This window comes from Micromonospora sp. NPDC020750 (assembly GCF_044334565.1).
GTDB lineage: Bacteria > Actinomycetota > Actinomycetes > Mycobacteriales > Micromonosporaceae > Micromonospora.
In genome coordinates this window covers 1-26202 of record NZ_JBIRTH010000018.1, presented here as the reverse complement: position 1 = coordinate 26202, position 26202 = coordinate 1, and the positions used below count along the sequence as shown (strand labels likewise).

The 26202-nt window shown below is 72.4% G+C and carries 40 protein-coding genes; 29 read left to right on the top strand and 11 right to left on the bottom strand.

The features are described 5' to 3' along the window. Window positions 1-21: 21 nt before the first annotated feature. From ACH4T9_RS31215 to ACH4T9_RS31125, 19 genes are all read left to right on the top strand, one after another. A complete protein-coding gene (locus ACH4T9_RS31215) occupies window positions 22-543 on the top strand; it encodes a hypothetical protein (RefSeq protein WP_396674975.1) in 522 nt (173 codons plus the stop codon). A 57-nt stretch (window positions 544-600) separates the two neighbouring features. Continuing rightward, window positions 601-1323: a hypothetical protein gene (locus ACH4T9_RS31210; RefSeq protein WP_396674973.1), complete on the top strand. Its 723-nt coding sequence runs from the start codon at window positions 601-603 to the stop codon at window positions 1321-1323. 2 nt (window positions 1324-1325) lie between these two features. Beyond that, window positions 1326-2390, top strand: a complete 1065-nt coding sequence (locus tag ACH4T9_RS31205; RefSeq protein ID WP_396674971.1) for a major capsid protein — start codon at window positions 1326-1328, stop codon at window positions 2388-2390. Next, the gene (locus ACH4T9_RS31200; RefSeq protein WP_396674970.1) at window positions 2390-2797 is read left to right on the top strand and encodes a hypothetical protein; all 408 of its coding nucleotides are present in this window, start codon (window positions 2390-2392) and stop codon (window positions 2795-2797) included. Before ACH4T9_RS31205 ends, ACH4T9_RS31200 begins: the two co-directional genes overlap by 1 nt. A 60-nt stretch (window positions 2798-2857) precedes the next feature. Continuing rightward, entirely contained in the window at window positions 2858-3241 is a 384-nt protein-coding gene (locus ACH4T9_RS31195; RefSeq protein ID WP_396674968.1) for a hypothetical protein, read from the top strand. After that, window positions 3238-3672, top strand: coding sequence for a hypothetical protein (locus ACH4T9_RS31190; RefSeq protein ID WP_396674967.1), 435 nt, complete (start codon window positions 3238-3240; stop codon window positions 3670-3672). The genes ACH4T9_RS31195 and ACH4T9_RS31190 overlap by 4 nt, the downstream gene beginning before the upstream one ends. Window positions 3673-3688: 16 nt before the next feature. Further along, window positions 3689-4831, top strand: a complete 1143-nt coding sequence (locus ACH4T9_RS31185) for a hypothetical protein (protein WP_396674965.1) — start codon at window positions 3689-3691, stop codon at window positions 4829-4831. 9 nt (window positions 4832-4840) lie between these two features. Beyond that, window positions 4841-5236: a DUF6093 family protein gene (locus ACH4T9_RS31180; protein ID WP_396674963.1), complete on the top strand. Its 396-nt coding sequence runs from the start codon at window positions 4841-4843 to the stop codon at window positions 5234-5236. Window positions 5237-5405: 169 nt separating this feature from the next. Continuing rightward, complete coding sequence (locus ACH4T9_RS31175; RefSeq protein WP_396674962.1) at window positions 5406-5804, top strand: hypothetical protein; 399 nt, start codon at window positions 5406-5408, stop codon at window positions 5802-5804. After that, window positions 5801-6229: a hypothetical protein gene (locus ACH4T9_RS31170; RefSeq protein ID WP_396674961.1), complete on the top strand. Its 429-nt coding sequence runs from the start codon at window positions 5801-5803 to the stop codon at window positions 6227-6229. The genes ACH4T9_RS31175 and ACH4T9_RS31170 overlap by 4 nt, the downstream gene beginning before the upstream one ends. Before the next feature lie 25 nt (window positions 6230-6254). After that, entirely contained in the window at window positions 6255-6518 is a 264-nt protein-coding gene (locus ACH4T9_RS31165) for a hypothetical protein (protein ID WP_396674959.1), read from the top strand. Further along, window positions 6515-7024, top strand: coding sequence for a hypothetical protein (locus tag ACH4T9_RS31160; RefSeq protein WP_396674957.1), 510 nt, complete (start codon window positions 6515-6517; stop codon window positions 7022-7024). Before ACH4T9_RS31165 ends, ACH4T9_RS31160 begins: the two co-directional genes overlap by 4 nt. After that, window positions 7021-7599 carry a hypothetical protein gene (locus ACH4T9_RS31155; RefSeq protein WP_396674956.1) on the top strand — a complete coding sequence of 193 codons (579 nt, stop codon included), beginning with the start codon at window positions 7021-7023 and terminating at the stop codon, window positions 7597-7599. Before ACH4T9_RS31160 ends, ACH4T9_RS31155 begins: the two co-directional genes overlap by 4 nt. A gap of 65 nt (window positions 7600-7664) precedes the next feature. Then, on the top strand, window positions 7665-7961 hold the full coding sequence (locus ACH4T9_RS31150; protein ID WP_396674955.1) for a hypothetical protein: 297 nt from the start codon (window positions 7665-7667) through the stop codon (window positions 7959-7961). Window positions 7962-7964: 3 nt separating this feature from the next. Further along, window positions 7965-10091 carry a hypothetical protein gene (locus ACH4T9_RS31145; protein WP_396674954.1) on the top strand — a complete coding sequence of 709 codons (2127 nt, stop codon included), beginning with the start codon at window positions 7965-7967 and terminating at the stop codon, window positions 10089-10091. Further along, window positions 10088-11629 (top strand): hypothetical protein, encoded by a 1542-nt coding sequence (locus tag ACH4T9_RS31140; RefSeq protein ID WP_396674953.1) that lies wholly within the window; start codon window positions 10088-10090, stop codon window positions 11627-11629. The genes ACH4T9_RS31145 and ACH4T9_RS31140 overlap by 4 nt, the downstream gene beginning before the upstream one ends. Before the next feature lie 10 nt (window positions 11630-11639). Beyond that, a complete protein-coding gene (locus ACH4T9_RS31135) occupies window positions 11640-11963 on the top strand; it encodes a hypothetical protein (protein WP_396674952.1) in 324 nt (107 codons plus the stop codon). Then, complete coding sequence (locus ACH4T9_RS31130; RefSeq protein ID WP_396674950.1) at window positions 11963-12508, top strand: hypothetical protein; 546 nt, start codon at window positions 11963-11965, stop codon at window positions 12506-12508. The genes ACH4T9_RS31135 and ACH4T9_RS31130 overlap by 1 nt, the downstream gene beginning before the upstream one ends. Window positions 12509-12542: 34 nt before the next feature. Continuing rightward, window positions 12543-13301: a PIG-L deacetylase family protein gene (locus tag ACH4T9_RS31125; protein WP_396674949.1), complete on the top strand. Its 759-nt coding sequence runs from the start codon at window positions 12543-12545 to the stop codon at window positions 13299-13301. On the opposite strand, the gene ACH4T9_RS31120 is transcribed toward ACH4T9_RS31125, so the two are convergent. Then, on the bottom strand, window positions 13240-14529 hold the full coding sequence (locus ACH4T9_RS31120) for a hypothetical protein (RefSeq protein ID WP_396674948.1): 1290 nt from the start codon (window positions 14527-14529) through the stop codon (window positions 13240-13242). The two genes, ACH4T9_RS31125 and ACH4T9_RS31120, sit on opposite strands and share 62 nt — an antisense overlap. 93 nt (window positions 14530-14622) lie before the next feature. Between ACH4T9_RS31120 and ACH4T9_RS31115 the strand changes: the two genes are divergently transcribed. The 5 genes from ACH4T9_RS31115 (at window position 14623) to ACH4T9_RS31095 (ending at window position 16764) form a co-directional block, all read left to right on the top strand. After that, complete coding sequence (locus ACH4T9_RS31115) at window positions 14623-15495, top strand: hypothetical protein (RefSeq protein ID WP_396674947.1); 873 nt, start codon at window positions 14623-14625, stop codon at window positions 15493-15495. Between the two features lie 3 nt (window positions 15496-15498). After that, window positions 15499-15789, top strand: coding sequence for a hypothetical protein (locus ACH4T9_RS31110; RefSeq protein WP_396674945.1), 291 nt, complete (start codon window positions 15499-15501; stop codon window positions 15787-15789). After that, complete coding sequence (locus ACH4T9_RS31105) at window positions 15770-15973, top strand: hypothetical protein (protein WP_396674943.1); 204 nt, start codon at window positions 15770-15772, stop codon at window positions 15971-15973. Before ACH4T9_RS31110 ends, ACH4T9_RS31105 begins: the two co-directional genes overlap by 20 nt. Further along, on the top strand, window positions 15970-16278 hold the full coding sequence (locus ACH4T9_RS31100; RefSeq protein WP_396674941.1) for a hypothetical protein: 309 nt from the start codon (window positions 15970-15972) through the stop codon (window positions 16276-16278). Before ACH4T9_RS31105 ends, ACH4T9_RS31100 begins: the two co-directional genes overlap by 4 nt. A gap of 240 nt (window positions 16279-16518) precedes the next feature. Beyond that, window positions 16519-16764, top strand: coding sequence for a hypothetical protein (locus ACH4T9_RS31095; RefSeq protein ID WP_396674939.1), 246 nt, complete (start codon window positions 16519-16521; stop codon window positions 16762-16764). A gap of 330 nt (window positions 16765-17094) precedes the next feature. Here ACH4T9_RS31095 and ACH4T9_RS31090 read toward each other — a convergent pair whose 3' ends face one another. Together ACH4T9_RS31090 and ACH4T9_RS31085 are read right to left on the bottom strand one after the other, a co-directional pair. Beyond that, entirely contained in the window at window positions 17095-17379 is a 285-nt protein-coding gene (locus ACH4T9_RS31090; protein WP_396674938.1) for a hypothetical protein, read from the bottom strand. 58 nt (window positions 17380-17437) lie between these two features. Beyond that, the gene (locus ACH4T9_RS31085; protein ID WP_396674936.1) at window positions 17438-17638 is read right to left on the bottom strand and encodes a hypothetical protein; all 201 of its coding nucleotides are present in this window, start codon (window positions 17636-17638) and stop codon (window positions 17438-17440) included. Between the two features lie 104 nt (window positions 17639-17742). Between ACH4T9_RS31085 and ACH4T9_RS31080 the strand changes: the two genes are divergently transcribed. Next, window positions 17743-17964 carry a hypothetical protein gene (locus ACH4T9_RS31080; protein WP_396674935.1) on the top strand — a complete coding sequence of 74 codons (222 nt, stop codon included), beginning with the start codon at window positions 17743-17745 and terminating at the stop codon, window positions 17962-17964. A gap of 84 nt (window positions 17965-18048) precedes the next feature. Here the strand turns inward: ACH4T9_RS31080 and ACH4T9_RS31075 are convergent, their stop codons facing one another. The 6 genes from ACH4T9_RS31075 to ACH4T9_RS31050 all read right to left on the bottom strand — a co-directional run bounded on the left by ACH4T9_RS31075 (window position 18049) and on the right by ACH4T9_RS31050 (window position 22777). Beyond that, window positions 18049-18267: a hypothetical protein gene (locus ACH4T9_RS31075; RefSeq protein ID WP_396674934.1), complete on the bottom strand. Its 219-nt coding sequence runs from the start codon at window positions 18265-18267 to the stop codon at window positions 18049-18051. A gap of 151 nt (window positions 18268-18418) precedes the next feature. Continuing rightward, window positions 18419-20368 (bottom strand): ATPase/DNA packaging protein, encoded by a 1950-nt coding sequence (locus ACH4T9_RS31070; RefSeq protein WP_396674933.1) that lies wholly within the window; start codon window positions 20366-20368, stop codon window positions 18419-18421. A gap of 13 nt (window positions 20369-20381) precedes the next feature. Continuing rightward, window positions 20382-20765, bottom strand: coding sequence for a hypothetical protein (locus ACH4T9_RS31065; protein WP_396674932.1), 384 nt, complete (start codon window positions 20763-20765; stop codon window positions 20382-20384). A 12-nt stretch (window positions 20766-20777) separates the two neighbouring features. Beyond that, entirely contained in the window at window positions 20778-21008 is a 231-nt protein-coding gene (locus ACH4T9_RS31060; RefSeq protein ID WP_396674930.1) for a hypothetical protein, read from the bottom strand. Next, window positions 21005-21175 (bottom strand): hypothetical protein, encoded by a 171-nt coding sequence (locus ACH4T9_RS31055; protein WP_396674929.1) that lies wholly within the window; start codon window positions 21173-21175, stop codon window positions 21005-21007. Before ACH4T9_RS31055 ends, ACH4T9_RS31060 begins: the two co-directional genes overlap by 4 nt. A 177-nt stretch (window positions 21176-21352) precedes the next feature. Then, window positions 21353-22777 carry a hypothetical protein gene (locus ACH4T9_RS31050; RefSeq protein ID WP_396674928.1) on the bottom strand — a complete coding sequence of 475 codons (1425 nt, stop codon included), beginning with the start codon at window positions 22775-22777 and terminating at the stop codon, window positions 21353-21355. 134 nt (window positions 22778-22911) lie between these two features. Between ACH4T9_RS31050 and ACH4T9_RS31045 the strand changes: the two genes are divergently transcribed. Beyond that, window positions 22912-23127, top strand: coding sequence for a hypothetical protein (locus ACH4T9_RS31045; protein WP_396674927.1), 216 nt, complete (start codon window positions 22912-22914; stop codon window positions 23125-23127). Window positions 23128-23259: 132 nt separating this feature from the next. Here ACH4T9_RS31045 and ACH4T9_RS31040 read toward each other — a convergent pair whose 3' ends face one another. Next, window positions 23260-23574 (bottom strand): hypothetical protein, encoded by a 315-nt coding sequence (locus tag ACH4T9_RS31040; protein ID WP_396674925.1) that lies wholly within the window; start codon window positions 23572-23574, stop codon window positions 23260-23262. Next, window positions 23571-23768, bottom strand: coding sequence for a hypothetical protein (locus tag ACH4T9_RS31035; RefSeq protein WP_396674923.1), 198 nt, complete (start codon window positions 23766-23768; stop codon window positions 23571-23573). The genes ACH4T9_RS31040 and ACH4T9_RS31035 overlap by 4 nt, the downstream gene beginning before the upstream one ends. Window positions 23769-23905: 137 nt before the next feature. On the opposite strand from ACH4T9_RS31035, the gene ACH4T9_RS31030 reads away from it, so the two are divergent. The 3 genes from ACH4T9_RS31030 to ACH4T9_RS31020 all read left to right on the top strand — a co-directional run bounded on the left by ACH4T9_RS31030 (window position 23906) and on the right by ACH4T9_RS31020 (window position 26015). Beyond that, window positions 23906-24316 carry a GntR family transcriptional regulator gene (locus ACH4T9_RS31030; RefSeq protein ID WP_396674921.1) on the top strand — a complete coding sequence of 137 codons (411 nt, stop codon included), beginning with the start codon at window positions 23906-23908 and terminating at the stop codon, window positions 24314-24316. 270 nt (window positions 24317-24586) lie between these two features. Continuing rightward, on the top strand, window positions 24587-25567 hold the full coding sequence (locus ACH4T9_RS31025) for a hypothetical protein (RefSeq protein WP_396674920.1): 981 nt from the start codon (window positions 24587-24589) through the stop codon (window positions 25565-25567). 118 nt (window positions 25568-25685) lie between these two features. Next, complete coding sequence (locus ACH4T9_RS31020; protein WP_396674918.1) at window positions 25686-26015, top strand: hypothetical protein; 330 nt, start codon at window positions 25686-25688, stop codon at window positions 26013-26015. The last annotated feature ends 187 nt before the right edge of the window (window positions 26016-26202 follow it).

Below are 26202 nucleotides of genomic sequence, written 5' to 3'. Positions count from 1 at the left end.
TGACCCCGCAACGGAGTCGACGTGAACGACAGCACCAGCCCGGAGCAGACCGCCGAGGGCGAGGAAGAGACCCAGTCGGGCACCGATCAGCTCGGTGACGCCGGCAAGCAGGCCATCGACCGGATGAAGGCCGAGCGGAACGAGGAGCGCAAGGCTCGTCGCGCCCTGGAGGCGAAGGTCGCCGAGTACGAGAAGGCCGAGCAGGCGAAGGCCGACGCCGACAAGACGGAGGCCGAACGGCGGGCCGCCGCCGAGCAGCGGGCCGACCAGGCGGAGCTGCGGGCGCTGCGCCTGGAGGTGGCCGCCGAGAAAGGGCTCACGCCGGCGCAGGCGAAGCGCCTCGTCGGCGCCACCCGCGAGGAACTCGAGGCAGACGCGGACGAGATCCGGGAGGCGTTCCCGACCGGCCCGGCCGCGCCGGAGCGCAAGACGCCGAAGCCGGACCCGTCGCAGGGCGCTCGCGGCGGCGCGAAGCCCACCTCCGCCGACCGGGCCGCCAAGCGGCTCGAACGGCTCGGCATCGGCAAGCCCAGCAGCACCTGACCATTCCCCGGGGCGTACCGCGTCGGGGTCACCACCCAGAGATGAGGGATCACACCCATGTACAGCGATCTTGGGGTGACGAAGACGACCCGGCGTGCCGGCGGCCCGACGTGGGCCGGCGAATTCCCGGTCGACTGTGCACCCATCACCCTCGACGCCGACGCCGTCCTGGCGGTCTACGCCGACGGCATCATCCCGTCCGGTGCGTGTCTCGCGCTGGTCACCGCGACCGGCCGACACGCCCCGTACGGCGGCAGTTCCGAAGAGGTCCAGACCCTCACCGTCACCGGCACCCCCACCGGCGGCACGTACACGCTGACCTACAGCGGGCAGACCACGGCGGCGATCCCGTACAACGCGACCGCCGCGCAGGTCCGCACCGCCCTGGAGGCGCTCAGCAACATCGGCGCAGGGAACGTCGCCACCGGCGGCGGCGCCCACCCGGGCACGCCGATCACGGTGACGTTCACCGGCGCGCTGGGGAACACCAACGTCGCGCAGATGACCGCGAACTCGGGCGGCCTGACCGGCGGTTCCAGCCCGACCGTCACGCCGACGACCACCACCGCTGGCGGTGCGGACCTCGGCGCCGGTGGCACCGAGACGGCGAAGGGTTTCCTGCTCGGCGACAAGCAGGTCCGGGCGGGCCGGCACGTCGACGCGGCCCTCTACTACCGCGGCCGGGTGTACGAGGACCTCCTGCCATCCAACGGCGGCTTCGACGCGCAGGCGCGCACCGAGCTCGCCCCGAACATCTACTTCGACAAGGTGGGTGCCTGAGCATGGCGACCATGGCCCTTGAGCTGACCGATCCGGAGGAGCTGACCCTCGCGGCCCGTCAGATTCCCTTCCCGGCCGGCATCCTGCAGCGGTGGCTGCCGTCGGTGACCCGCCGCGACCACCGCTACCTGTTCCGCCGGTCCGCGCGCAGCCTGCGCCGGGCGATCCCGTTCCGGCCCTGGAACACCCCGGCGGTGCCGATGGACCGTGGGGAGATGACCGAGGTCACCGGCCGGATGCTGCCCCTGTCGGGCATCCTGTGGCTGCTGGAGGAGGACTCCCAGCTGCTCGACGCCGCCCGTGCGGCTGGCAACGAGGACGCCATCGCCGAGGTGTTCGACCAGGACCTGCTCACCCTGACCCGGGGCGCCCTGCAGCGCATCATGCTGGCCCAGGGTGAGGCGATCTGGTCGGGCAAGGTGACGGTCGGCACCCCCACGGCCCCGGAGAACCGGCTGCAGCTGGGCAGCGTCGACTTCGGTATCCCGGCGCAGCACTACTTCACCGCCGGCACGCTGTGGAACGCCGGCAGCCCGGACATTCTCGGCCAGCTGGACACCTACAAGACGGTCTTCAAGACGACCACCGGATCCGAGGTCATGCCGGGCGTGATGATCACCAGCACGCGGGTGCTGAACGTCATGCTCAAGGACTCCGACTTGCGCAACATCTTCGGCACCCTGCTCGGTGCCCCGCCGTCGATCGGCGCGGGCAGCGTGCGGCAGGCGTTGACCGACCGGGAGCTGCCCCGACTGATCATCGACGACACGATGGTGCCGGACCACACCGGGGTGATGCGCCGACAAATCCCGGACGACCGGATCGTGTACCTGCCGGAGGAGCCGGGCAACGAGGGCGGCATGCCCGTCGGTCAGACGCAGTGGGGTACGACCGAGGAGGCGAAGAAGCTGGTTCGCGCGCAGGCGCTGGGCGAGGAGAACGCGCCGGGCCTCGTCGCGGTGGCGATGGAGTCGGAGAACCCGGTCCACACGGGGACGATGGTCGCCGGCATCGCGATGCCGGTCGTCACGGACCCGGACCTGATCATGTCGGTGAAGGTGCTGTGATGCGGCGGCTGACCGACAGCACGGTGGTCCGGCACCCGCAGACCGGCGAGGCGGTGCTGCTCGCCCAAGGCGGCCCGGTGCCGGACTGGGCGGCCGACCTGGTCGGTGACCATCTCCTGTCGGAGCCCCGACCCCGGCAGGTTGAGCCGGCGGCCGAGGCTCCGGCTGAGACCCCGGCCGACGAGCGGGCGCGGCTGCTGGCCCGCCTCGCCGAGCTGGACCAGGCCGACGAGCCCGGCCTCGACGGATCCGACGGCGAGGACAACCCGCCGCCGAAGAGCGGCCCCGGGTCGGGCGCGCCGCGCTGGCGGGAGTACGCCGCCCGCCGCCGGGTGGAGGTGCCGGCGGACGCGTCCCGGGAGGACGTCGTCGCAGCCCTCGACGCGGCCGGTGTGCGGACCGAGTGAGACTCCGGCCGGGTCGGGTGGCCACGGGCCCGGCCCGGCCGGACCATCGGGAGGTGAGCGGTGCCTGACCTGTTCGAGCTGAGCCAGCTCGCCTCGTACATGCAGCAGGACCTGGACCAGGCGTCGGCGGAGCTGGCCCGGACGCTGACGACGGCCCTGATCCGCGCGGAGGTCGGGGCGGCCCGCTACGACGCCATGAGCGACCTGTCGCCGTTCCTGCCGGTGGCGCTGGAGGTGGCCCGGCGGGTGCTGCTCAACCCGGCCGGGGTCCGGTCGGAGCAGGTCGACGACTACTCCGTCACGTACGCGGCCGAGGTGCTGGGCGGGGCGGCGTTGACGGAGGCCGAGCGGGCGCGGGTGCTCGCGGCGGCGGGTATCGCCTCGTCGGGGGCGTTCACGATCCGACCGGCGGGTACGCCGGTGCGGCACTGCGGGAGGTGGTGACGGTGGCGAACGGGTACTTCGCGGCCTGGACCGAGGGCGTCCTCGACGAGACCGTGCGGATGAACACGGCGGTGCTGAAGGTCGCGTTGGTGCGCGGCTACACCTTCAGCGCGGGCCACAAGTTCGTTTCCGACATCACCACAGCCGGCGGGATGCTCAACGGCACCAGCGCAGCGCTGACGGGTAAGACGTTCGTCGGCGGGGTGTTCGATGCCGACGACACCAGTGTGGCGTCGACCGTGTCGACGGCGAACCACGGCTGGCTGCTCTTCCAGGCGAGCGCGGCAACGGGCGGTGCGGATGTGGCGGCGGCGGTGCAACGGGTGATCGCGTGGTTCGACACAGGGACGGGCCTGCCAGTGCAGCCGGGCACGGGGAACGCGGCGCTGAACTGGGCGTCCACCAGCCCGAAGATCCTCAAGGTCGGCTGACCCCGGGAGGTCCGACGTGGCTGTCTCGTACGTCGCCGCGGCCTCGGGTAGTAGTGGCTCGGCGACCAGCACCTCGTTCGCCACCTCGCTGCCGGCCGGCTGGGCTGCTGGGGACGTGGCGGTCCTGGTCGGCCACGTGTCGGGTGTCGCTCTGACCATGGGCACCCCGGCCGGCTGGACTCTGCTGCCGGGTGTGACGTGGCCGGCGCAAGAGGATGCGGCATCCCGGCTCTACGCCTGGTCGCGGGTCCTCCAGGCCGGCGATGCGGCGCCGACGCTGACCAACTCCGGCAGCATGACGGGCGCGTGGATGTGCACCGCGTACCGGGGCGCGTCCGGTGTAGCCCAGGCGGCGACGGCGACCGCGTCGGGCGCGGCGGTGACCCTGCCGACCCTGACCGGGGTCGGTGCCGGGTCGGCCCTGGTGGTGGGCGCGCATTGCCGGGTGGCGTCGGGCACGATCCCGACCGGCCTGTCGCCGGCGGTCGCCTACATCGAGGTGGTGGACCTGGCGACCAGCCGGGCGACGTCGGCCGCGAACGTGCGGGCCGGCGCCGCGTACCGGGTGGTCGGCTCGGCCGGCTCGTACGGCGGGGAGCAGGTCACCTCGGACGTGACCGGGTCGATGGCCGCCGTGCTGGTCGAGCTGGCCGCGGCGTCGTCGGATGCGGTGACGGCCCCGGACGGCATCGGCGTCCCGGTGGCGGTCGGCGACCCGTCGGCCGCCTGGTCGGCGGCCAGCGCCCCGGACGGCCTCGCCGTGAGCGTGGCGGTGGGCAGTCTGAGCGCGTCGTGGGCGGCCGGCAGCGCCCCGGTGGGTGTCTCGGTGCCCGTGGCGGTGGGCGGCCCGTCAGCGGCCTGGACGGGTGAGGCCGGTCCGGATGGCCTGTCGGTGCCGGTGGGGGTCGGTTCCCCTGGGGCCGGCTGGTCGGCGGACATCGGGCCGGACGGTTTGGCCGTGCCCGTCGTGCTGGGCGAGCCGGCGGCGACCTGGTCGGGCGAGTCGAGCCCGGACGGCATCACGGTGCCGGTCGCGGTGGGTGCGCCGGCCACGTCGGTGCCTGGTCGGCAGGTGCACCGGCCGTACAGCGGCACGGTGGCCCGGCCTGGTCCGGGTGTGGTGGTGCGTCCGAGCAACGGCGTGGTGGTCCGACCGTAGGAGGTGCTCGTGCTTGAGGTGGTGCTGGCGCGCGGCCGTGCGGCGGCGGAGGCGAGGATGCGCGACACCTGCGCGTTCCGCCGGAAGACCGGCTCCACCACGGACCCGCGCACCGGGAAGATCACCCCGGTCTACGCGGACGGTTACGCGGGCCGCTGTCGGGTCAAGATGCCCTCCCCGCAGGGCACAGCCGCTCAGGCCGGTGAGGCGGTGGTGGTGATGTCCGCGATCGAGGTGGACATCCCCATGGCCGGCACGCCGGTGCCGCAGGTGGGCGACGAGTGTGTGATCACCGGCTCGGCCGGTGCCCCGGGCTTGGCCGGGGCGGTGTTCGTCGTGGACAGGCCGCACCGTCAGCCGGATGCGACGGCCCGCCGCATCGGGGTGAAGGAGCGGTCGTCGTGACGCGGCCGGACGCCGTCGGCGGTCGAGCCGAGCCGACCCGGCCTGTGTTCCTTGTGCAGGACGCGGGGTGCGATCGGTTCGCCCCGCGTCGGGCGAACCCTCAGCGGGCGGCGGCGATGGTCGAGCGCGCGATGGGGTGGTACCAGCCGGAGGGCGAGGCGGTGGGCGGATGCGAATCGACCTGACGTCGTCGGATCTGAATCGGCTTGTCGCCGACCTCGAAGACGTCCCGGAGAACGCCCACGGCAACGTCGTGAAGGCGACCAAATTCAGCGCGCACGGGATCCGGGACACCGCCCGGGAGTTCGCCAGCGGCCTCGCGCACGCTCCGGACTACCCGAAGGCAATCACCTACGACATCGACGACCGGGGCGTGGGGGCCGGGGTGTCGGCGGAGATCGGCCCAAACAAGGACCGCCGGCAGGGACCGTTGGGCAACATCCTGGAGTACGGAACGATCAAGAACCCGCCGTACGCACACCTCGGCCCGGCCCTGGACATCTGGACTCCAGACCTGGAGAAGGGCCTGGAGAAGGCCGCAGCGGACGCCCTGGATGGTCGGACATGACCGGCGTCGACATCCAGGCCCACGCCGACGCCATCCTCGGCTTGCTGCGCGCCGTGCCGGACCTGACGGTGTACCCGCCGGAGGACCCGGATGACACCGGCGTGATCGTGCCCGATGGTGCGGATCCGCCATACGTGGCGGTGTACATCCGGCCCGGGTTCGGTCTGGCTGGCCGGGTTGCTGACGCCACCACCAATGCCATCTTCGACATCACTGGCCACTGCGTGGGGGGCAACGACATCGCCGCTCGTGCGGTCGCGCAGATGGTGGTTGACACGCTGCTCGACGTGGAGCCGGTGATCGAGGGCCGGCAGTCGCGTCCGATCCGCTACCTCGACTCGCCGCCGGCCCGGCCGGACGAGTCCACCGGCCGCTTGGTCGTCGACCAGGTTTACCTGTTCCGTCTGGAAACCCTGCCGGGCTGACCGGCGCCACACCTGAGGAGGAGTCGTGCCGGATCTGGTGCGCGTCCGCGACAAGAACAGCAACGCCGAGTACACCGTCGGCGCGCGCCGGGCCGCCCAGCTCGTCGGGCGGGGCGGCGTCGAGCTGGTGAAGGACGGCGACGCGGAGGACCGGCTGGGCCGTGCGCTGCCGGCCACGACCACCGCCCCCGCAGCCAGCGAGCCGGACCCGAGCGGCGAGACGGAACCGGCTCCGTCGACCAGTGCCACCACCAAGAGCAAGAGCGCGAGTAAGGAGCAGACCCGATGACGTCCCCGCTGCCCACCAGCGTCCCCAGCGACGGCACCCTGCGCATCGACTTTGTGCCGACCATCACGACCCGCACCGCCCCGAAGGCAGCCACCGAGCTGCTCGCCGCCGGGTCGCAGGAGCTGGCCGGCTACGTCACCGGCGACGGGTTCAACCCGTCCGGTGAGCAGGCCACCGTCACCGACGAGCGGATCGCTAGCACGCAGACGTTCGAGCAGCCTGGGCGCAAGACCAAGTCCCTGACGGTCACCTACGTACACAACCCGGACGACCCGACGAACAACGAGGCGTACCTGACCCTGGAGGAGGGCACCACCGGGAATATCGTCACCAGGTACGGGGTGCCGCGGGGGCAGACGTACGCCGCCGGCGACATCGTCGACGTGTGGCCGTTTACCGCCGGTGAGCCGATGAAGAACTGGAACGGGGCCAACTCGGTCCACACCGTCACCCAGCGGCTGTTCATCACCGGGGACGTGGTCATCGACGCGGTGGTGGTCGCGTGAGCGACGTCGACGCGATCCTCGCCGGGGCGCGGCTGCCGGAAGACCGGGTGCCGGTGTGCACCCGGTGCGACCTGGTCGCCGAGTGGAAGCGCCTCAGTCAGGACCTCACCGCCGCGGCGGTGAAGAACGCCGCCGACCCGCGTATCGGCGGCAGCGGCACCAGCGAGCTGGCCACCCGCATGGAGGCGCTGCGCGAGGAGATCGAGGCCAGCACCGTCGAGTTTCAGGTGCGGGCCCTGCGCCGCAAGGTGTGGAACGAGCTCGCCGACGCGCACCCGCCCCGCAAGACCGGCGGCAAGGTGCATGCTGAGGACGAGTCGCTGGGCGTTAACCGGGCCACGTTCCTGCCCGCCCTGGTGCGGGCGTCCACGATCGCCCCGACGCTGGCCGATCAGACGTGGGAGGCGCTGCTCGACCCCGACGGTGAGCTGCTGTCGGAGCAGCAGTGGCGACGGCTGTGGCGGGCCTGCTGGAACCTCAACATGGCCGAGGTGGATATCCCTTTCTCCGTCGCCGGATTGCTGACGAACCTGGGTTCCGGCAGCGGATCCGGCTCGCCCGCACTCTCGGAGTAGCGCCGCGACGGCTAGAGGGCTGGGAGCCGTCCACCGTCTACGAGTACGACGAGCAGGGCCGGCTGGTGCGGTCGACGCCGGAGTCGGAGTGGAACGACCAGCAGCTCGCCCTGATGCTCGCCCTCGACGAGTACGAGGCCAGCCTGTGCCGGCGGTGTGGGCACCTGCTCGAGGAGACGACCCGGCCGGAGCACGACTACAACAACCCGCTGGCCACGGCCGTCTACCTGCCGGCCCCGGGAACGCCGGTGCAGTGCCACTGCTGCGCCGCCCTGGAGCGGTCCGAGCAGCAAACCAACGCGCAGAACCCCCAGTTCCCGGGGGCGATCCTGCACGCCGTCCAGCTCGTCCCGAGGGGGTGACTCATGGGCCGCACCGTCAAGGTTGGCTTGGACGTCGACGAGCAGCCCTTCGTCCGTGGGATGGGCCGGGCGGCCGACGCGGGGGACAAGGTCGCCGACGCCCTCGATGACGTCGCCGACTCCGCCAAGGACGCTGCGGCCAGCACCGAGCGGGCGAAGGAGTCGACCGAGGATCTCGGCGACTCGGCGAAGGACACCGGCCGGGACCTGGACCGGCTGCGCGCCGACGCCGCCCGGCTGGACCGGCAGATCGACGAGACAGCAGCCAGCGTGCGGGACCTCGCGCGGGCGATCGCCGCGACGTCGGACGAGGCGGCCCGGGCGGATCTGACGAAGAAGCTGTCCGCCGAGCAGGGCAAGCTGCGTGAGCAGGTGTCGCTGCGCAAGCTCGTCGACGTCGACTCGGCCAGCGACATGGGCGTCGAGCTGGCCAGCAAGGTCAGCGTGTCGTTCGCGGCGAAGCTGGGCCCGCTGCTGGCCCGGGCGCCGACACCCGGCATGAACCCGGCGGTGCTGGCGATCGGCGCTCCGATCGTGGCGGGGCTGGCGACGCTGGTCGGCACGGCGGTCGGTGGGGCGATCGTCGGCGGTGTCGGCATCGGTGGCGTCGTCGGCGGCATCAAGCTGGCGGCGCGGGACCCGGCGGTGAAGGCCGCCGGCGCGGAGCTGGGCGATGATCTGTCGGCGATGCTGGGCCGGTCGGCGTCGGCGTTCGTGCCGGAGACCCTGGGCGCGATCGACACCATCGGTGACCGGGTGCTGAAGCTGGAGCCGAAGTTCAACCAGGCCTTCACCTCGGCTTCGCGGCTGCTGGACCCACTGCTGGACGGCCTGCTCGATGGGGCAGAGAATGCCCTGCCCGGGGTCATCGATGCCATCGACGCGGCCGGCCCGGTCATCGACTCGACCGCCGGTGGGGTGCGGGATCTCGGGCAGGCCATCGGTGACGGCCTATCCGATCTGGCTCCGATGGCCGACGAGGGTGCCCGCGCCCTGGACGTGCTGTTCTTCGTCATGGAGGGCGGCGTCCGGACCGCGTTTTCCCTGGTGGAGAGCATGGCCCGCCTGTACAAGGTGGCTGAGCTGGTCGGTGCGCTCATGAACGGCGATGCGGCCCGATTCTGGGCCCTCGCGACAGCGCAGGACGGGGCAGCCTCGTCATCGACGGACCTGGCCGGGGTGGTCGGGGAGCTCGGTAACCGGCTGCGCTCCACCGGCGAGGATGCGATGACCGGGGCGGATGCGGCCCGCGAGATGAAGAGCGCCTTCGACGAGCTCTTCGGTGGGGCGATGGGCTACGACCGCGCGGTCATCGCCCACAAGGACGGCCTGCGGGATCTCAACGCCGAGCTGCGCGACGGCAAGCGAAGTCTCGACGCGAACACCGCCGCCGGGAGCGAGAACCGTACTGCGGTGCTCGACCAGATCGACAAGATCAAGGCGCTGCGGGACGCCCGCCTGGAGCAGGGTGAGGCGACGGACGTCGTCAACGGCAAGTACCAGACGGAGATTGGCCGCATCCGTGCGAAGCTCACCGCGCTGGGCTACGAGAAGTCCGAGATCGACGCCCTGATCGGCAAGTACGAGGCGATCCCCGACCGGGTGTCGACGCGGGTGTCAGCGGAGACTGCCCAGGCGGAACGGAACCTGGCAGACGTACGTGACCTGATCGCGAGGATCCGATCCAAGCGGGTCGTGATCACCACCCAGCACAACCAGGTCGTCACCCGGTCGGAGGGCCGAAACGTGCCGATCGGCGACGGGGTGGGTGGCCGACGCTGGGGTGGCATCACGGAGCACGCCCAGTGGGGGACGCTGCGGGAGGCGCAGATCGCCGCCCCGGTCGCTCCGGCCCGGTACGCGTGGGCGGAGCCGGCGACCGGAGGGGAAGCTTTCGTCCCCCGCTTCGGCGACCGGCGCCGGTCGCTGGACATCCTCGACCGGGCGGCCGGGTGGTACGGGATGGGCATCACTGGTCGGGGCGCGTCCCGGCACGCCGGCGCGGGGGCGGTGACGGTGGTCAACCAGTACAGCCTCACCGTGGCTCCCGGTTTGGTGGGGTCGCGGTACGAGCTGGAGCAGTGGCTGGTGGGGGCGCTCGACTCGCTGGCACGGCGAGGCCGGACGTGATCCCCGGCTACGAGATCCGCATCGACTGGGCCGGCGACGGCACGTTCGACGCCGCCGATGACGTCACCGAACGGGTGAACGACCGAGGGCCGGCCCTGCAAATCCGCTACGGGCGAGACCAGGCGCGCACGTTCGCACCGCTGGCCGGCGGCACCGCCTCGTTTGAGCTGAACAACACCTCCCGCGACTACTCGCCGGAGAACACCGGGTCGCCGCTGGCGGGCCTGGTCCGGCCGGGCCGGGAGGTGCGGATCCGGGCAACCCTCGCCGGCACCACGTACGGGCTGATGCGCGGCTACCTCGACGACTACCGGGTGCTGTCCGACCTGGAGCGGCGCGGCGTCGAGCTGTCGCTGCTGGACGGGCTGTCGCGGCTGCGCGGCCTGGACGTGTCCACCGACCTGCATCATGGCCTGCGCACCGGGCAGGCAATCGCGCTGCTGCTGGACGCTGCCGGCTGGCCGGCTGACCTGCGGGACCTGGACATCGGTGCCACGACTATGCCGTGGTGGTGCCTGGAGCGGCAGGACGCGTTCGGTGCGCTCCAGGCGATCCTCGACGCGGAGGGCCCTGGGTCGCTGGCGACGGTCGACATCGACGGGCGGCTCGTGTATCGGGACCGGCATCACCGGCTGCTGCGTGGGGCGTCGACGACCGCGCAGGCCACCTACCGCACGACGGGTGCGGTAGAACCGCTGATCAGCCCTCCGATGGTGTACGACCACGGGTGGCGGGAGATCGTCAATGCGGTCGCGTTCGACATTCCGATGTTGGTCGCGTCGGGCGAGCTGACGCAGGTGTGGCAGATGTCGGGGCAGCGGTCTATCGCTGACGGGGAGACGGTGCTGCTGACCGCGTCGGCGTCCGCGCCGTTCTACGGCGCGCTTGACCCGGAGGCGGGCATTGACTTCGTGCCATTGTCGGGCACGGTGCGGGCGGCGCTGACGAGCCGGTCGGGGCAGGCCACGACGGTGCTGGTGACAGCGGTGGGTGGGCCAGCGGTCATTGACGGGATGGCGGTCCGTGCGTACCCGCTGGTCACGCAGGCTGCGGTGCAGGTGCGGGCGGAGGACTCGACGAGCATCGCGGACGTGGGCCGCCGGTCGTGGCCGTCGGGCCGGGCGCCGACGCTGGCCAGCCTGCCGGACGCTCTGGCGATCGCGGACATCATCCTGGCGCACCGGGCGCGACGGCTGCCCACGGTGACGATCACCTTGCGCGGCGGCGGGGTGGACCGGCTGCGGGAGCAGCTGGCCCGGGACCTGTCCGATCGGGTGCGGATTGTGGACCCGGAGACCGGCCTGGACGCCGATTTCTGGGTGGAGCAGATCAGCCACACCAGCTCCCGTCTCGACCACGCGACGGCGCTGGGCTGCGAGCAGATCCCCACCGTCGCCGGCAACCCGTTCACCTTCAACGCCGCCGGTCGGGGCTTCGACCAGGGCACCTTCGGTGATACCGGCCGCGACGACCCAGCGACCGTCTTCGTGTTCGACGATCCGCGGGGCCGGTTTGACGTCGGCCTACTCGGCAACTGAGGGGGGCCCGATGCTGCTGGCCAGCACCACCACGGCGGTGGCGTACATCAATCACGGCAGGTGGTGCGCCGACTGCCCCCGCCCGCACTGCGCCAACGCGGAGGGGCTGGCTGCCCGCCAGGCGGTGATGCACTGCTCCAACTGCCGGCTGGTGGTCGACGTGGTGTGGCCCCCGGACCCGGACAGCATCTGGGAGGTGCTGGCGGCCCGGCCGGTGCCGCAAACCCGCAACTGGGCGCCCGCCGGCCACTGGCAGGCGGTCGCTTGCGGGGTGCCGGAGGGTCAGACCACCGCCGACCTGATGGCCGAGACACGAGAGCATGAGGTGCCCTGATGGCGTGGATCGCACCAATGACGGCCGTGGCGAACTCGGTGTTTACCGCCGCACAGTTCAATGCGCACGTCCGCGACAACCTGAACGAGACGGCAGCCGCGAAGGCGACCAGTGCGGGCCGAATTTTCGTGGCGACCGGCCCGAATGCGCTGGCGGAGCGGCAGGTCGGATCGGCGACGGTGACCAACGCGCAGACGACCACGAGCACCTTGTGGACCGACCTGTCGACGGTCGGGCCGACGGTCACGATCACCACGGGCACCACGGTGATCGTGGCGCTGTCGTGCCTGATGTCGGTCAGCGCCGCCGGCTCGAACTCGCAGATGGGCGTGGCCGTGTCGGGGGCGTCGACGATCGCCGCGAATACGGACGACGCGGTGATCGCCGAGTCGTCGGCGGCGAACGACTTGTACCAGGTGTCCTACGTGTTTCCGATCACCGGCCTGACGGCGGGCACGAACACGTTCACCGCCAAATACCAGGTCGGCATCAGCGGGACGGGTTCGTTCTCCCGGCGCCGCATCGTCGTCTTCCCTTTCGGCTGATCCTTAGTCGTACCCTCTACTGACAGGAGTCTCCGTGCCCCTCGACGGTCGTCCCGTGATCTTCGTGGTCCCCCATCCCGACGATGAGACGCTCGGCGCTGGTGTGCCGATCGCCGAGCACGTCGCCGCCGGCCGCGACGTACGCATCCTGCTGCTGACGCGCGGCACCGCCTCCAACGCCCGCGCGGCGATCAACGGCACGGCGAACCCCGGCACCTGGTGGGGGCCCTGGCACGACCCGGCCACCGAGGGCTACCAGCCGCTGTCCCCGGAATTGTTCGGGCAGGCCCGGTACGACGAGATGGTGGCCGCGCTGGGCTGCCTGGGCGTGCCGGCGGACCGCATCCACGAGGCCGGGCTACTCGACACGCAGGTCACGATCCCCGCCGTCAAGCAGGCGATCGTGGCGCTGGCGGACACGCTGCCGCAGGACCGGGGCGACATCGGCCTGTGGGCGCCGTCGTACGTGGTCGACGACAACCCGGACCACATCGCCGCCGGCGAGGCCGTGCGGCAGCTCGGCGCGGAGAATCCGGCACGGTGGCCGGACCGGCGTTGGTGGATCCTCCCCGCGTACTGGACGGACGCCCGCCTGTCGCAGGTTGCGGAGGTGTGGGACACCCCGACGGACGCGACGATCACGGCCCGGGTGCGTAACGCGTGCAGGGCGTACAACGCGTGGCACCCGCCGTACTCCTTCGCGATCGGTTACCACTCGGTGCTGTCGATGTTCAACAAGATGGACGGGGTGGGGGCGAACCCGCAGCCCCGAGCGATGATCCACCGACAGTGACGGGCACGTCGACGGCGGCTGAGGGGGCGGGCTGCACGTCGCGGTCGGCCCGCGCCCGCGACGCCAACAGCACGGGGATGCCGACGACCGGCACCAGCCACAACGCGATGTAGAGCCGATCGCCCTGGCTGGCGGCGGGGTGTGCTACCTGGGTGGCCAGTCCGGTGCCGGCCACGGCCAGGGTGAGCCAGGCCAGGGCGCGATCGTGGCGCAGTAGCGCCCACGCGCCTGCGGCCAGGCCGAGCAGGAGCCAAGGCGACCTCATCTCCTCCTGCATCCAGTGGGGCCAGAAGTTGAGGTTCAGCTCCGCCAGTCGCCGCCACGGGTCGCTGACGTCGGGGCGGGTGAAGTGGTCGGTGAACTTGTCCTGAAGTGTCTCCCCAGCGCCGGACAGGCCGAGCAGCTTGGCTGCCGCGAGGATGCCGACCGTGGCGGCGCCGCTGACGCCGACCAGCAGCCACGTCCCCGCGTGCCGGTGCTGCCGGGACGTGACCAGGATGAGCAGGGTTGCGGCGCACAGGGCAGCCGCCACCAGCAGCATCGTGGAGTGCCGCATCGTGGCCCCTACCGCCAGGGCGCCGGCCAGCAGTGCGGCCCCGGCTGCGGTGCGTCGCCGCAGCAGCCACCACGCGCCGAGCAGCGCGGCCACGGTGAGCGCCATCACCGGCCCCTCAGTGAGGGGGTAGGAGCCCCACCAGCCGATCGGCGACCCGTAGTAGGCGATCTGCCCGGCGACCGCCAGGTGCGGCGGCACGCCGACCTCCCGCAGCAGCCGGTAGATGAGCAGGCCGCCGATCGCGGTGCACAGCACGGACGTCGCCGCCAGCCCTGCGTTGACGCCGAGTATCGCCACGAGCGGGGCGGCGAGCAGCGGATAGCCCGGCCGGTCGGCGAAGATCGCCTCGTAGCGGGGGTCTTCGTCCGGTGTCAGCCCGGCCGGGTGCTGGGCGATGCAGGCGCGGGTGCGGGAGGCGAGCCGGGGAGGATCGTCCATGGTCATCGGGTCGACGGCCGCCTGGCGGGCAGCCCACCGGGCCTGCTCACTGCAGTAGGCCGCGACGGCTTTGCTCTGCGCGTCGGCGGTTGACTCACCGAGCAGCCCCAAGCTGGTCTCGGCGTACCGGTAGGTGTCGGCGGCCGGGCCGACAGCCGGCCTGAATGCGACCGCCCAGAGCACCACCCAAGCCAACGCCACGAGCAGCGGCAGCCAACGCCTCAACCTGATCATGAAACTCCCTTGTGGACATTGCAAGGGTCGGGAGTGTACCGGCCGACCGCCACGCGGTACTCCGTTGTACAACGAGAGAGGGGCCCCCATGCCATGACCCGCGCACCCGAGACCCTGATGACCGTGCGCCGGCTCCTGCTGGCGCACCTCGACGACTCGCCCGGCTCGGACGACCTGGAGGCGGCCGAGGTCGGCATCGTCGGCGATCCGGCTCACCGGGGCGGGTATCACTGCGGTGCCGACCGGGTCGTGACCAACGACTACTCCGTGACGGAGTCGACCCGGGACCGGGCCGGCCTGAGTGACTACGCCTCAGCCCTGGACGTCGGCCAGTTCAGCGTCCAGTCGGGCGGTCGGACCCATGACCTGCGCTCGTTCTCCGCCTGGTGTGTGCAGCAGTGCGCGGCCGACGCGGCCGACACGCGGGACATCAGGGAGATCATCTACTCCCCGGACGGCCGGACGGTCCGCCGGTGGGACCGCCTCGGCAAGCGCAGCACCGGTGACAGCTCGCACCGCTGGCACACGCACTTCAGCTTCTTCCGCGACTCCACCAAGGCGGGCCGGGACCAGACCCCGCTGTTCCGCCGCTACCTGACCAGCATCGGCCTGATCCGGCCGACCCCACCGGAGGTACCCGAGATGCAGCTCACCGACAGGATCCGCCGAGACACGGGCAACCCGGGCCGGACGGTCGACGACGTCCTGGCCGACCTCTCCAACCTCCGCAACTGGCTACTGTCGCCCCCCGGCACCAAGGTTCCCGGCGTGTCACCGGCCGCCGGATCGCCGCTGGCGGTCATGGTCGCCGCCGCCGGGCGCACCGCCGACGTCGACGAGCAGGCCGTGGCTGCGGAGCTTCTGCGCGTGCTGACCCCGGCGGCCATCGCCGCTGCGATCCCGCAGGCCCTCGCCGCCCAGGTCGCCGACGAGCTGGGCGCCCGGATCGCCGGCCAGCAGGGATAGCCGGTGGAAATCCCACCGGCACTGCTCGGCACCGGCGGGCCCGTCTCCATCCTGCTGTTCGTGGTCGGTTTGGTCCTCACCGGCCGGCTCATCGCCAGGTCCGTGCACGAGGACCGGATCAAGGACAAGGACGACCAGATCGCCAGCCTCCGCTCCACCTTGACGGTGCGCGACGAGCAGGTGCGGGTACGGGACGAGCAGACCACCAAGCTCCTCGCCCAGTCCGACCTGACCGTGCAGCTGCTCCAGTCGCTGGCGAGGGAGGCGGGCCGCGATGGCGATATGGCGTCGTAGGCGGCGGGAGCCGTCCCCGGAGACGGTCCAGGCGGCCGAGCAGCTCGCCGTGGCGCAGGAGGATCTGGCGGCGGCCCGCGCCGACGACGACCCGGTCGACCAAGTTGCCCGGCAGCTGCGGGAGCTGCGGCGACGCAACCACTTCGGCCCGATGATCACACGAGCACTGCGGGGGTCGAGATGAGAGAGGCCGGCACGGTGCTGGCGGCGGTGGGCTGCCTGGCCTGCCTGTACTTCGTGGCCGCCTACCAGCGGTTCACTGCCGGGGACTGGCGGCGGAACGCCGGCGGCCGGCACCTAATGGAGTTCACCGGCACCCTTGGCGTGCTGCTCGGCCTGATCGTGCTGGCCCGGTTCTGGCCGGACTACCCGGGTCGGGACCTACTCACGTTGGTCGTCTTCGCCGCGCTGGTCGGGCAGGTGGTGTGGCGGATCGTGCTGCTGCACCGCGCCCAGGACCACGACCGGGAGCCGGCCGACCGGCGGTAGCTCAGCGGCTCCGGTGCTCGTGCCGGTCCTGCGTCACCTGCCCGCACCCGTCACGCCGGCACCGCCACTGCCGACCCATCACCCCGCAGCCCTCCACTGGGCACCCGCCCCATCCCGGGGTGGTCTCCGGCTGCCCTGCCGCGTCGACGTGGCCGGCCGGGCACGGCTCCGGGATCTCCGCCCAACCGGCCGGGACCCGTCTGTATCGCACCACCCCACGACCGTACCCAGGAGGTACTGATGACCCAGATCCCCTCAATCGACTCGGCCCCGTCGGAGCCGCTGTTCACCGTCGGCGTGCTCACTGCGGCGGTGACCGCCGTGCTGGCGCTGCTGGTGGCGTTCGGCCTGCCGGTGTCCGACGGCCAGCAGTCGGCGATTCTCGGCCTGGTGGCCGTGCTCGCCCCGCTGGTGGTGTCGCTGGTGGGCCGGGGCCGGGTGTGGTCCCCGGCGACCGTGGCCCGGGTGGCGGCGCCGCGCCGGTAGGCTCTCCGCCGCAGTGCCGCCGGTGACGTCCCGGCCGGTACCGACCAAGCAGACAGCGGCCCCGCTCCCCTGGTGGGGCGGGGCCGCTTCGTGCTGTCCGGGGCCGGACTGCGTGCCGGTGGCCTGCCGACCGTGCCGCCCCACCTCCCGCAGGTGTGGCCGGCGGCCCGGAGGGTGGCCGCGCCGACCTCGCCAGGATGCCCGACGCGGGCCGAGCGCGACCCGGGCCTGTGGACAAGCCGGCGGGCTGTGGATAACGCCCTGATCATGCCCCGGATGTGGTACGGCCCCGGCCTCCCTGGTGGAGGTCGGGGCCGCAGTGCGTGCCCATCAGGCGGGGCCGTTGTCCAGGAGCCGCTGGAGGGCGGGGAGGCTCCGAACGGACATGCGGGTCGACGCCCAGAGTCGCCAGGCGCCGCCCTGCGCGCGGATGAAGCGCCCGCCCGAGCCCAGGCTGGTGGCGATGGTGAGCCCGCGGCCATCGGGGTGGGTCAGCTCGTGGTGGTACGTCCCGGCGCGCGGGTTGGGCAGGTGGCGGGTGATCTCGAACCCGGCGACGAGGGCGGCGTTGATGGCCTGCTCGGCCTTGGTCGGGGCGGGGGCGGTGGTCTGCACGGCGTGCTCCTCTCGGCGGTGCGGGGTGGGGCCGACCGGGTGGCCGGCCCCGGGGCGGTCAGGCCGCCTCGGCCAGGAGGCCGGCGGCCTCGGCGTCGGTCATGTCGGCCAGGGTGGCCCAGCGGGAGTCGATGAGGACCCGGCGGCGCTCGATCTTGAGGCAGGGCTTGCACAGCACGCTCTCGGCCAGCTCGGGGTCACGGGTGGCGTCGACGAGCTTCGCGCCGGGCTCGCCGCAAGCCTCGCAGTAGATCGTCATTTCCGTCTCCCCTTGTCGCTCCCGCTTTCTGTACCACAATAATAGGCAGAAGTGACCCGTCTCCGCAACCCTCCGGGGCAGATTTCTGTGGTACGTTTTTGGGCATGGAAGAGCAGTCGAAACCCCGCCGAGGACGCCCCGCCACCGGCGTCACCCCGAAACGCAACGTCCGCATCGGAGCGGCCTGGGACACCGCCGAGCAGCTCGCCGGTCAGCTCGGCCTCACCACGACCGCCTACGTCGAACAGGCGATCCGCGAGCACAACAGCCGCGTCGAGAAGAAGCTCCGCCAGGCCCCGGCCCGGCCTGAGCCGGCCCCGGAGTAGGAACGCGCTTTCCCGCCCCGTCCCCGCAACGCAAAGCGCCCCCGCACGGCTCCGGCCGGCGGGGGCGCTCTCGTGCGTCACGGGTTAGAGCGCCACCCAGACCGCCGCCCCGGCGAGCGCTAGGACCAGGACGACGCCGAGGATCCAGCCGGCGGCCTCCCGTGCCAGCCAGGCTGCCTCGGACAGCCAGCCGGCCGTCCAGGACCACGCCCAGGCGGCCCGCTCCCACCGCCGCGCCGCCTCCCAGGTGGCCAGGCTGCCGACAAACACCCCGGCCGCGAAGGCGATGACCACGACCTTCATGTCTCACGCTCCGTGTCTACTGCTGGGCGTACGGACCGTCCGCACACCCGCGTCCGTACGGCGTCCGTACGGCCTCCTATCTGGACCCGGCCCAGCCCGTACGGACCGTCAGGATCGTCCGTACGGGCTGGGCGGCGGTGACGTGCTGTGATCAGACCGGCTCGGGGACGCGGATCTTGTAGATGCCGTGTTCGGTCCGCTGGAGCACCGCGTCCGGTCCGCTGGACATCCGGCGCAGCTCCTTACCGACCCACGACGTGCCCTTGCCGGTCGCCTCCATCACGTCGCCCAGGTCGCCCGGGCTGACCTGGGTGTGCCCCTTGGCGTGCAGCCGGAGCAGGTAGTCGCGCATCCATGTCCGGGCTTCGTCGGCGCCCATCGGCGGGGTGCGGAGCTGCCCGAACGCGAGCCGCGGCATGTCGGCGGGGATTTCGATGGGCTGGGACGGGTCGACGTCGTCCGGTGGGTCGGTCAGGTCGAGGGCGGCGTTCAGCTCCCGCTCGTCGCCCTCGTCGGCCGGTGGGGTGGGCTGCTGGGGCGTCACGCCCTGGTCCTCTCGGCGGGGGGCGGGCACCGTACTGGTCGGCGCGGTGCTGGTGGGCCGGTACCGGGCAACCATGGCCGCTCGGTCGGCCTCGTCGACCAGGTAGGTGCGTCCGGGCATCACCCAGCGGGCCGGGTCGGTGCCGGGCACCTCGGCGTAGAGGCAGCCGGGCCGGTCGGTCTTCCACTCCCACGGCGCCGCACCGGCCCGCAGCGTCCGTTCGGCCAGGGCCATCTCCGCGTCGTCGGCGGACTCGACACCCAGGCACAGCGACCCGGCGATGTTCGCGCGGGCGCTGGTCGGGAACCGGTCGTACGAGGCGCGCTGCAAGCCGAACAGCAGGCTGATGCCCACCGACCGGCACTCCTCGGTCAGGTCGGTGATGGTCTTGTTCCCGGCGGACACCTGCGCGGCCTCGTCGATGACCGCCACCCGGTAGCGCAGGCCCTGCCGCCCGGCCTCCGGCGTCCACTGCTTGAACTTCCGGTCGCCGAGCCACTTCGCTCGCCGCGCCACGTCCTGGTGGAGCGCGTCGAGCATGTCCTCGACCTCGTCCTCGGTGGTGGCGATCCGGGTGGCACCGCACCGCAGCCACTCCGGCAGCTGGGGCCCCTTGCGCGGGTCCCCGAACCACAGTTCCGCGTCGTACCGAGAAAGCACCTCGGCGGCGAGGGTGAGCAGCAGTTCCGTCTTCCCTGCTCCGGACATGCCGACGACCAGGTAGTGGGCGGCGTTGCGGGCAGCGGCGTGGTCACCGGGCAGCCAGATCAGCAGCGGCTCCCCGTCCTCCATCACGCCCAGCTCGATCGGCGCGGCAATCGACTCGCCCGGGGCGGACAAGCCCGGCCACGGCTTGGCGGTGCGGAGCTGGTCGACGGGCACGACCTCGACTCGGCCGCGCTGGGCCGAGTCGGGGTCGGCGATGACCCGCACCGCCGTGGGGGCCACGTCCAGGGCTGACGCGAGGGATTCCCGGTCGCCGGCCAGCTCGCTGATCGGCTTGCCCGGTTCCATTCGCACCGGCATGGCTGCCTTCGCCCCGACGATCTGGGTGCGGCCGAGGCGGGCGCCGCGCAGGCTCTTCACCGCCTCGGCCAGGCCACCGCCCGGCTCCGCGCCCTCGCCGGTCTCGCCGGCCGGCCCGGAGCGCATGAGCCGCACCACAGCCATCGCGATGGACGCGGTGGGCATGCCGAGCAGCCACATGTCCAGCCACGGCGACGACCACGGGGCGGCGATGGTGGCCCCGATCGCCCAGATGCTGCCGGCGACGCAGGTGGTGGTGGCCACCGCCCGGCGGACGATGCCGCGGGCGGCGGCGGCCCGCCAGGTGAGGCCGGTCAGCGCGGTCCCGGCGAGGGTGAGTCCGGCGGCTGCTGCGCCGATGGCGGTCGGGTTGTCGCCCCACCGCCAGTGCGCCAGGCCGGTGCCGACGGCCAGGCCGACCGAGCTGATCGGGGTGACCAGGTACGGCCAGAGCGGCACCTTGACGGTGTGCACGCTGGGGACGCCGTCGTAGCCGGCGTTGCGGGGCATCCGCGTAGTGGTCTTCGCCATGAGGTTTTCCTCCTTAGGCCTTGAACTTGAAGTCGCTGCGGCGGGTGCGGTGCCCGACGGCCTCCAGCTCCGGCAGGTATACGGCCTGGAAGCGGGACGCGGCGGTGACCATGTAGCGGGAGGCGATGACGAGCGCCTCGGAGGACTGCTGGATGGGCCGGGCGACCTGCCGGGCGCGGGCCCGGCCGGTCATACCGCCGACCGGCCCCCGGGAGATGGCCCGGAGGCGGGCGTCCAGCTCGGACGCGCAGATGCCGAGCTCCAGGGCGCCGGCGTGGAGGATGCGGCGGGAGTGCTCGCACCACTCCAGCAGGGCAACGTTGTCGGTGAGCGCGTCGGCGCCGGTGAGGAACGACCGGGTGCTACCGCTGCTGGGGGGTGGGGTGGGCTGCGTCATGGGTGTGCCTCTCTATCGGCTGGTGAGTCGGGTGAGCCAGGCAGGCGGGGCGTCGGGGCCGACGTAGGAGAGCCGGCCGGTGAGCCGCAGGGCCTCGATGCGGGCGAAGCCGGCCCGGTTGGCGCGGGTGGTGTGGCCGGGGCAGTCGTGCCGGGCGGGGCAGGTGCCGGCCTGGTGCCGGTAGTGCAGGCGCGGCGCGCGGCGGAGCGCGGCCAGCAGCCGGGCCCGCCACCGCCCGGTCACAGCCGGACCGGGCGGGTCAGCGGGCGGATGCCGGCGCGGCGGGCCTCGGCGACCCGGTGGATGACCTGGCCGAGGTCGGCGGCGGGGATGGCGATGTCGCGGCCGGCGAGCCGGCGCAGCGGCGAGTCCGGGGGCACGGTGCCGGTAACCCGGTAGGGAGCGGTCATGATGGGTGGTGCCTCTCTGTGAGGTGCGGGGCCCGGCCGGTGATGTCGAGTCGGTGGCCGGGCCACCGCGTTGGGTGGGTCAGCTGCGGTCCGCCAGTCGGATGCACGGGTCGCACAGGTAGAGGCCCGTGCCGGGGACTGCCTCGCGGGCGGGGGTGCCCCCGCAGTGGCTGCACTTCATGACTGCTCCTCAGTGGTCTTGGTCCGCTCGGCGCGGACCAGGTTGATGGCGGTCTGGGCGTCACCGGCGCTGCTCCAGCCCATCCGGTCCATGACCGTCCGGCGGCCCGGGATGTCGCCCCGGTAGGCCCGCTTGAGGTCGCGGACCATGTCCCGGATCCGGGGCGGGATCTCGCCCCCGGCGGCCGGGCTGACCGGCCGGGCGCGGTCCACGCGGGCGGTGGTCCGCTGCGCCGGAGTGGTCCGGGTGGCGGGCACAACCGCGCTGGTCGCGGGCTGGTCCACCGGGGCCGGGTTGGTCCGGGCGTGGACCAGGTCGCGGGGCTCGGTCTGGTCCACCGCGCTGGTCCGGACCGGACTGGCCGGCTGGCCCACCGGAGCGGTCCGGATCTGGTCCGCGATGCTGGACCGCATCTGGACCAGCCCGTTGGACCACTGCGGCTCCGCCGGGGTGGTCCGGGCGTGGTTTAGTCCGAACGCCCTGGCGTGGTCCACCCGGAGCCGATCGGTGGCTTGGCGCATCACCAGCCGCAGCTCGTCCATCAACTGCCGCTCGGTGTCGGTCGGCTGGTCGTCGGCGCGGAACAGCTCCCGCTCGGCGTTCAGGGTCAGCAGCAGTTGCTCGCGGGCCGCGGCTACGTCCGCCCGGTCAGCCGACTTGGTGAGCCGCTGCACCTTCTGCCGCGCGGCGACGAGCGGGTCCGCCCGCTTGCGCCACCGGGACGCCTTGGCCGGCTCGGCAGGGCGGTTCTTCGCCGCCTCCTCCTGGGCGCGCAGCTCAAGGCCGGCGTCGACCAGGGCGACGATGCGTCGCTGCCGGTAAACGTCACTGAGGTCGTCCGCTGCGCCCGGCTTGAGTAGGCCCAGCCACACACCGACCCGCTGCGGCGTCAGGATCCAGTTGGACTCCTGGCGCTCGCCGCCAAGCTTCTCCCGCAGGTCGTCGAGCAGGTCCGCCCACCACTGGCCAGCGACCAGCGCGGGAGCGGCGAGCCGGACACCGAACTCAGCGGCGTTCGGCGCGTTGAGAGACGCGATGACGCCCGAGCCGAGGGCGATGGACCAGACCATGACGCCGTAGACGCCGGGCCTCTTGCTCTTGGCGACCTTGGCCCGGGCCCGGCGCGCGGACCGCATCATGGCCAGTTCCGCGAAGGCGAAGAGCAGGAGCGCCTTGTCGGGGCCGAAGTGCATCCGCTCGGTGGCGACCTCCCACATGCCCTCGGCGGAGAGCGCGATGGCGATGACGACGGCGGCGGCGTCGCAGAAGCGGCCGAAGACGTCGGCCTTGCCCTTGAGCCGCTTGCGAACCCACCAGCCCAGGGCGGACAGCGTGAGCATCGCTACGCCGGCTGCGGTGATCACCACGGTGCGGTGGTCCTCGGCGAGGGTCAGCACCTGGCGGAGGTCGTCGATCGTCATGCCGCCCATCATGGCGCTTCTGGCGCTTCTGGCGCAACTGTCGCGTCTGAACTAGCGTGTCGGGCGTGGCTATGAGTGGCGCGACTGGCGTGAGATCATCCCGAGGGAGACGCCGTCGGATCGGGGAGCGCAGGGTGAACAGCAGCGTGTGGATCAGCCCGAAGGAGGCTGCCGAGTTGCTGGAGATCTCTGAGCGCACCGTGCAGCGATCTCTCCAGGACGAAGACCAGCGCGCCCGGGAGTGGGGTGCCGAAGGTGAGGGCTGGCGGTACAAGCCGCTGTCTACACGGGGTCTGTATCAGCTCCGACGAACGGTGGTCGAGCGGAAAGCCGGCCGGCCCGAGCAGTAGCCCCTGGCGCAGCACCGCCCTCGACCGCGCTGGTCAGGGGCTTAACAATGGCCGTGATTTTATTACGCGCATCCTTAACGCAGTGCCGCCCCCGACCGCGTTGGTCGGGGGTGTTGTCGTCTCCGGGCCGGGTCAGGCCCGCACCCGCCCCGGGGCCACCGCGCGCCGCGGCTGAGAGCGGGCCACCGGCGGTGCCGGCCGCTGCACGTGCAGCCCGGCCCGCTGGACGTACACCTCCCGCCGGGCGACCGCCTCACCGGACGGCCCGAGCACGTACCCGGTCAGCCAGATCCACCCGTGGTACGTCGGCAGGTCGGGCACCGACACGATGCGGAAGGTGAGTGCCCGGTCTCCGGCGAACTGGACGCTGGCGCACCCGTCGACCCGGATCACCGCGCCGGGCCGCAGCTCCCCCGGTGCGGCACTGGCCGGATGCCCGGAGGTCACCGCAGCATCCCGATGACGGCGGCGGCCACGACCAGGGCGACGCAGATCCAGCCGGCCACGTACTGGCGGCGGGTCAGGGCCGGCGAGGGCTCCGTGGGCGGCTGGGGGATGGTGTCGCCGTCGGGCTGCGGCGGCCGACCGTGCGCCGCGGGGCGCGCGGGCGGGAGCGGGCCGGTGTGCGGGCGCTCGTCCATCGGTGCCTCCATCGCGGGGGAGGATCACCGGGCGGAGCAGCACGGGGGTGCAGCCCCACCCAGCTCACCGACCATATACGGATATCCGGTTCGCCCCGTACACGCATATGCGGCGGCGTGTCCGTACCGTCCGCACCGTGATCATCAGGTCCTCAAGGGACCCCGCCTACCAGCAGCTCGCTGACCTGCTGCGCGCGGACATCGCCACCGGCAGGATCCCCCCGGGCGGCACGTTGCCGTTCGAGAAGCGACTGGCGCAGGAGTACGGCCTCGGGCGGCAGACGGTCCGGGCGGCCCTCGACGTATTGCGCCGCGAGGGGCTCGTCACGACCGAGCGCGGATACGGTACGCGGGTGGTCGAGCAGCAGGAACGCCAGGTAATCCGGGTGCCGCGGGGTGCGCTGATCCGATTCCGAATGCCCACCGAGGCGGAGCGGGCCGAGCACGGCATTGAGGCCGGCAGCGTGGTGCCGGTGGCCGACGTGTGGCTCGGCGGCCGACTGCGCGGCACGTATGTGGGTGACCGCACGGACTTGACCACTGCCTGATCGGGCGGCTGCGGCCTCCGGTCGACTACACAGCGCCCCCGCTTGATCGCCGATCAGCGTCGATTGGTTATGTCGAGTCAACCATTCCCGCTGTCGGCAATTTGCATTTGGCGAATTGTCTTCGGATTCATACCGTAATCAATGGTAGCGAATCGCTATTACCCGCCAGTAGGTATTGATCGCTGGGGTGGCGATCCTGATCAGGGTGCGACACCATGGGCGTCCGGTCTGATCCACTAGGCCGGGTCGATGCCACTGGGGGGAGGCAGCGTGACACCAGCCCGCATGATCGCCCGCGCCGCCCTGGTGTGCGCCGCCGCCAGCGCCGCCTGGTGCACCTGGGCCAGCCTGGACGACTCCGCGGCCCGCGCCGACGACCGGCCCGCCCACCACGCCACCGCCGACCGTCCCGAGGGCCTGCTGCCCGAGGTGCTGGCGCCGGTCCGCAAGGTGGTCGCCGCAGTGACCGCGCCCGCCACGCCGCCGCCCGCACCGCCAGCCCGCGCCGAGCCACCGGCCACCCCGCCGAGCCCGCCTGCGGACCGCACCCCGCCCGCCGACCCAATCGGCCAGGTGGTCGGCGACGTCGGCGACGTCCTGGAGGACGTCACCGAGACCGTCGACACCGTGGTCGACGAGGTGCTGCCCGTCGTGCCGCCCATCACCCCGGTCGTGGACGCGGTCACTCCCGAGGTCACCCCGACGCCAACCCCGCCCGCACCCTCACCGGCCCCGCCGACCAGCACCCCGGCACCGGTGGTCGAGCCCCCGGTGACCACCCTCCCGGCGACCGACGCATCCCCGCTGCCCGGCGGGGAGGCCATCACCGCACCGCCACCGCCCGCCGAGCCCGTGGTCGTCGCGCTGCCCGTGGCCGGCGACCCCGAGCCGGCGCCCACCGACGAGCCGGCCGTCGACGAGCCCGCCCGCTGGACCGACGCCGACCCGGACCCCTGCGCGGCCCGGCCCACCCGCACCCCGGCCCGCGACCGCGGCCCGCTGGCCGGCACCCCGGGCCTACCCACCCTCGCGCCGGCCGGCCCCGGCTGCCCCGGCGCACCCGGAGGCCCCGGCAGCGAGGACGTCACCAGCCTCACGGTCAAGCCCCCACGGGGTGGCACCGAGCAGATGATCGCCGACGCCGCACAGGCTGCCGCCGATCAGGCCCTCGCCCGGCTCGGCCAGCTCCGCCCCCGGTCCGACCTCCCCGCCGCCGGGCCCGCGCAGCACATCGACCCGCGGCCTGCCTGATCCGGCCCACCCACCACACTGGTGGTGGAGATGGTGCCGGCCGCCCGGTGAGCGCCCGGCTGGAGGCCCCGAACCTCCGACCCCTCGCACAGACCAGCACCGATCGGAGCTGCCCCCCATGATCAACCGCAAGACCTGCAAAGCGTCCAACCGGCTGCTCGTCCTCACCGGGCTCTGCTGGATGGCCACGATCGCGCTGGCGGCCCTCGACTGGCACGGTGCGGTGACCGGCCGCACCTTTGCTCTGGCTGCCCTGGCGGGCGCCGCCACCACGGCCACCATCATCATCAACAGCCGACAGGTGGGCACCGCCTCGACCCGGGTTGTCACCGTCGCGGTGGCCCGTGCGCCCCGAGAGTCCTTCTGGCGCGGGTACGAGGCCCGCGGCGAGGACATGGCGGCCACCAGCGTTGACGACACCATCGACTTGGCGTCCTTCAGGCGCTGAGCCCGTTGCGCCGCCCGTTGCACAAGGCGTTGCAGTACCGCATATGGCACTGATTGGCACTGACTGGCATTTGCGCTCCTAGCAGGGGAGGGGCGATCACTGATGCCAGTCAGTGCCAGCCCGTACCATCCATGTCGATCAACTCGTAATGCGTAGGTCGACGGTTCGATTCCGTCAGGCGGCTCGG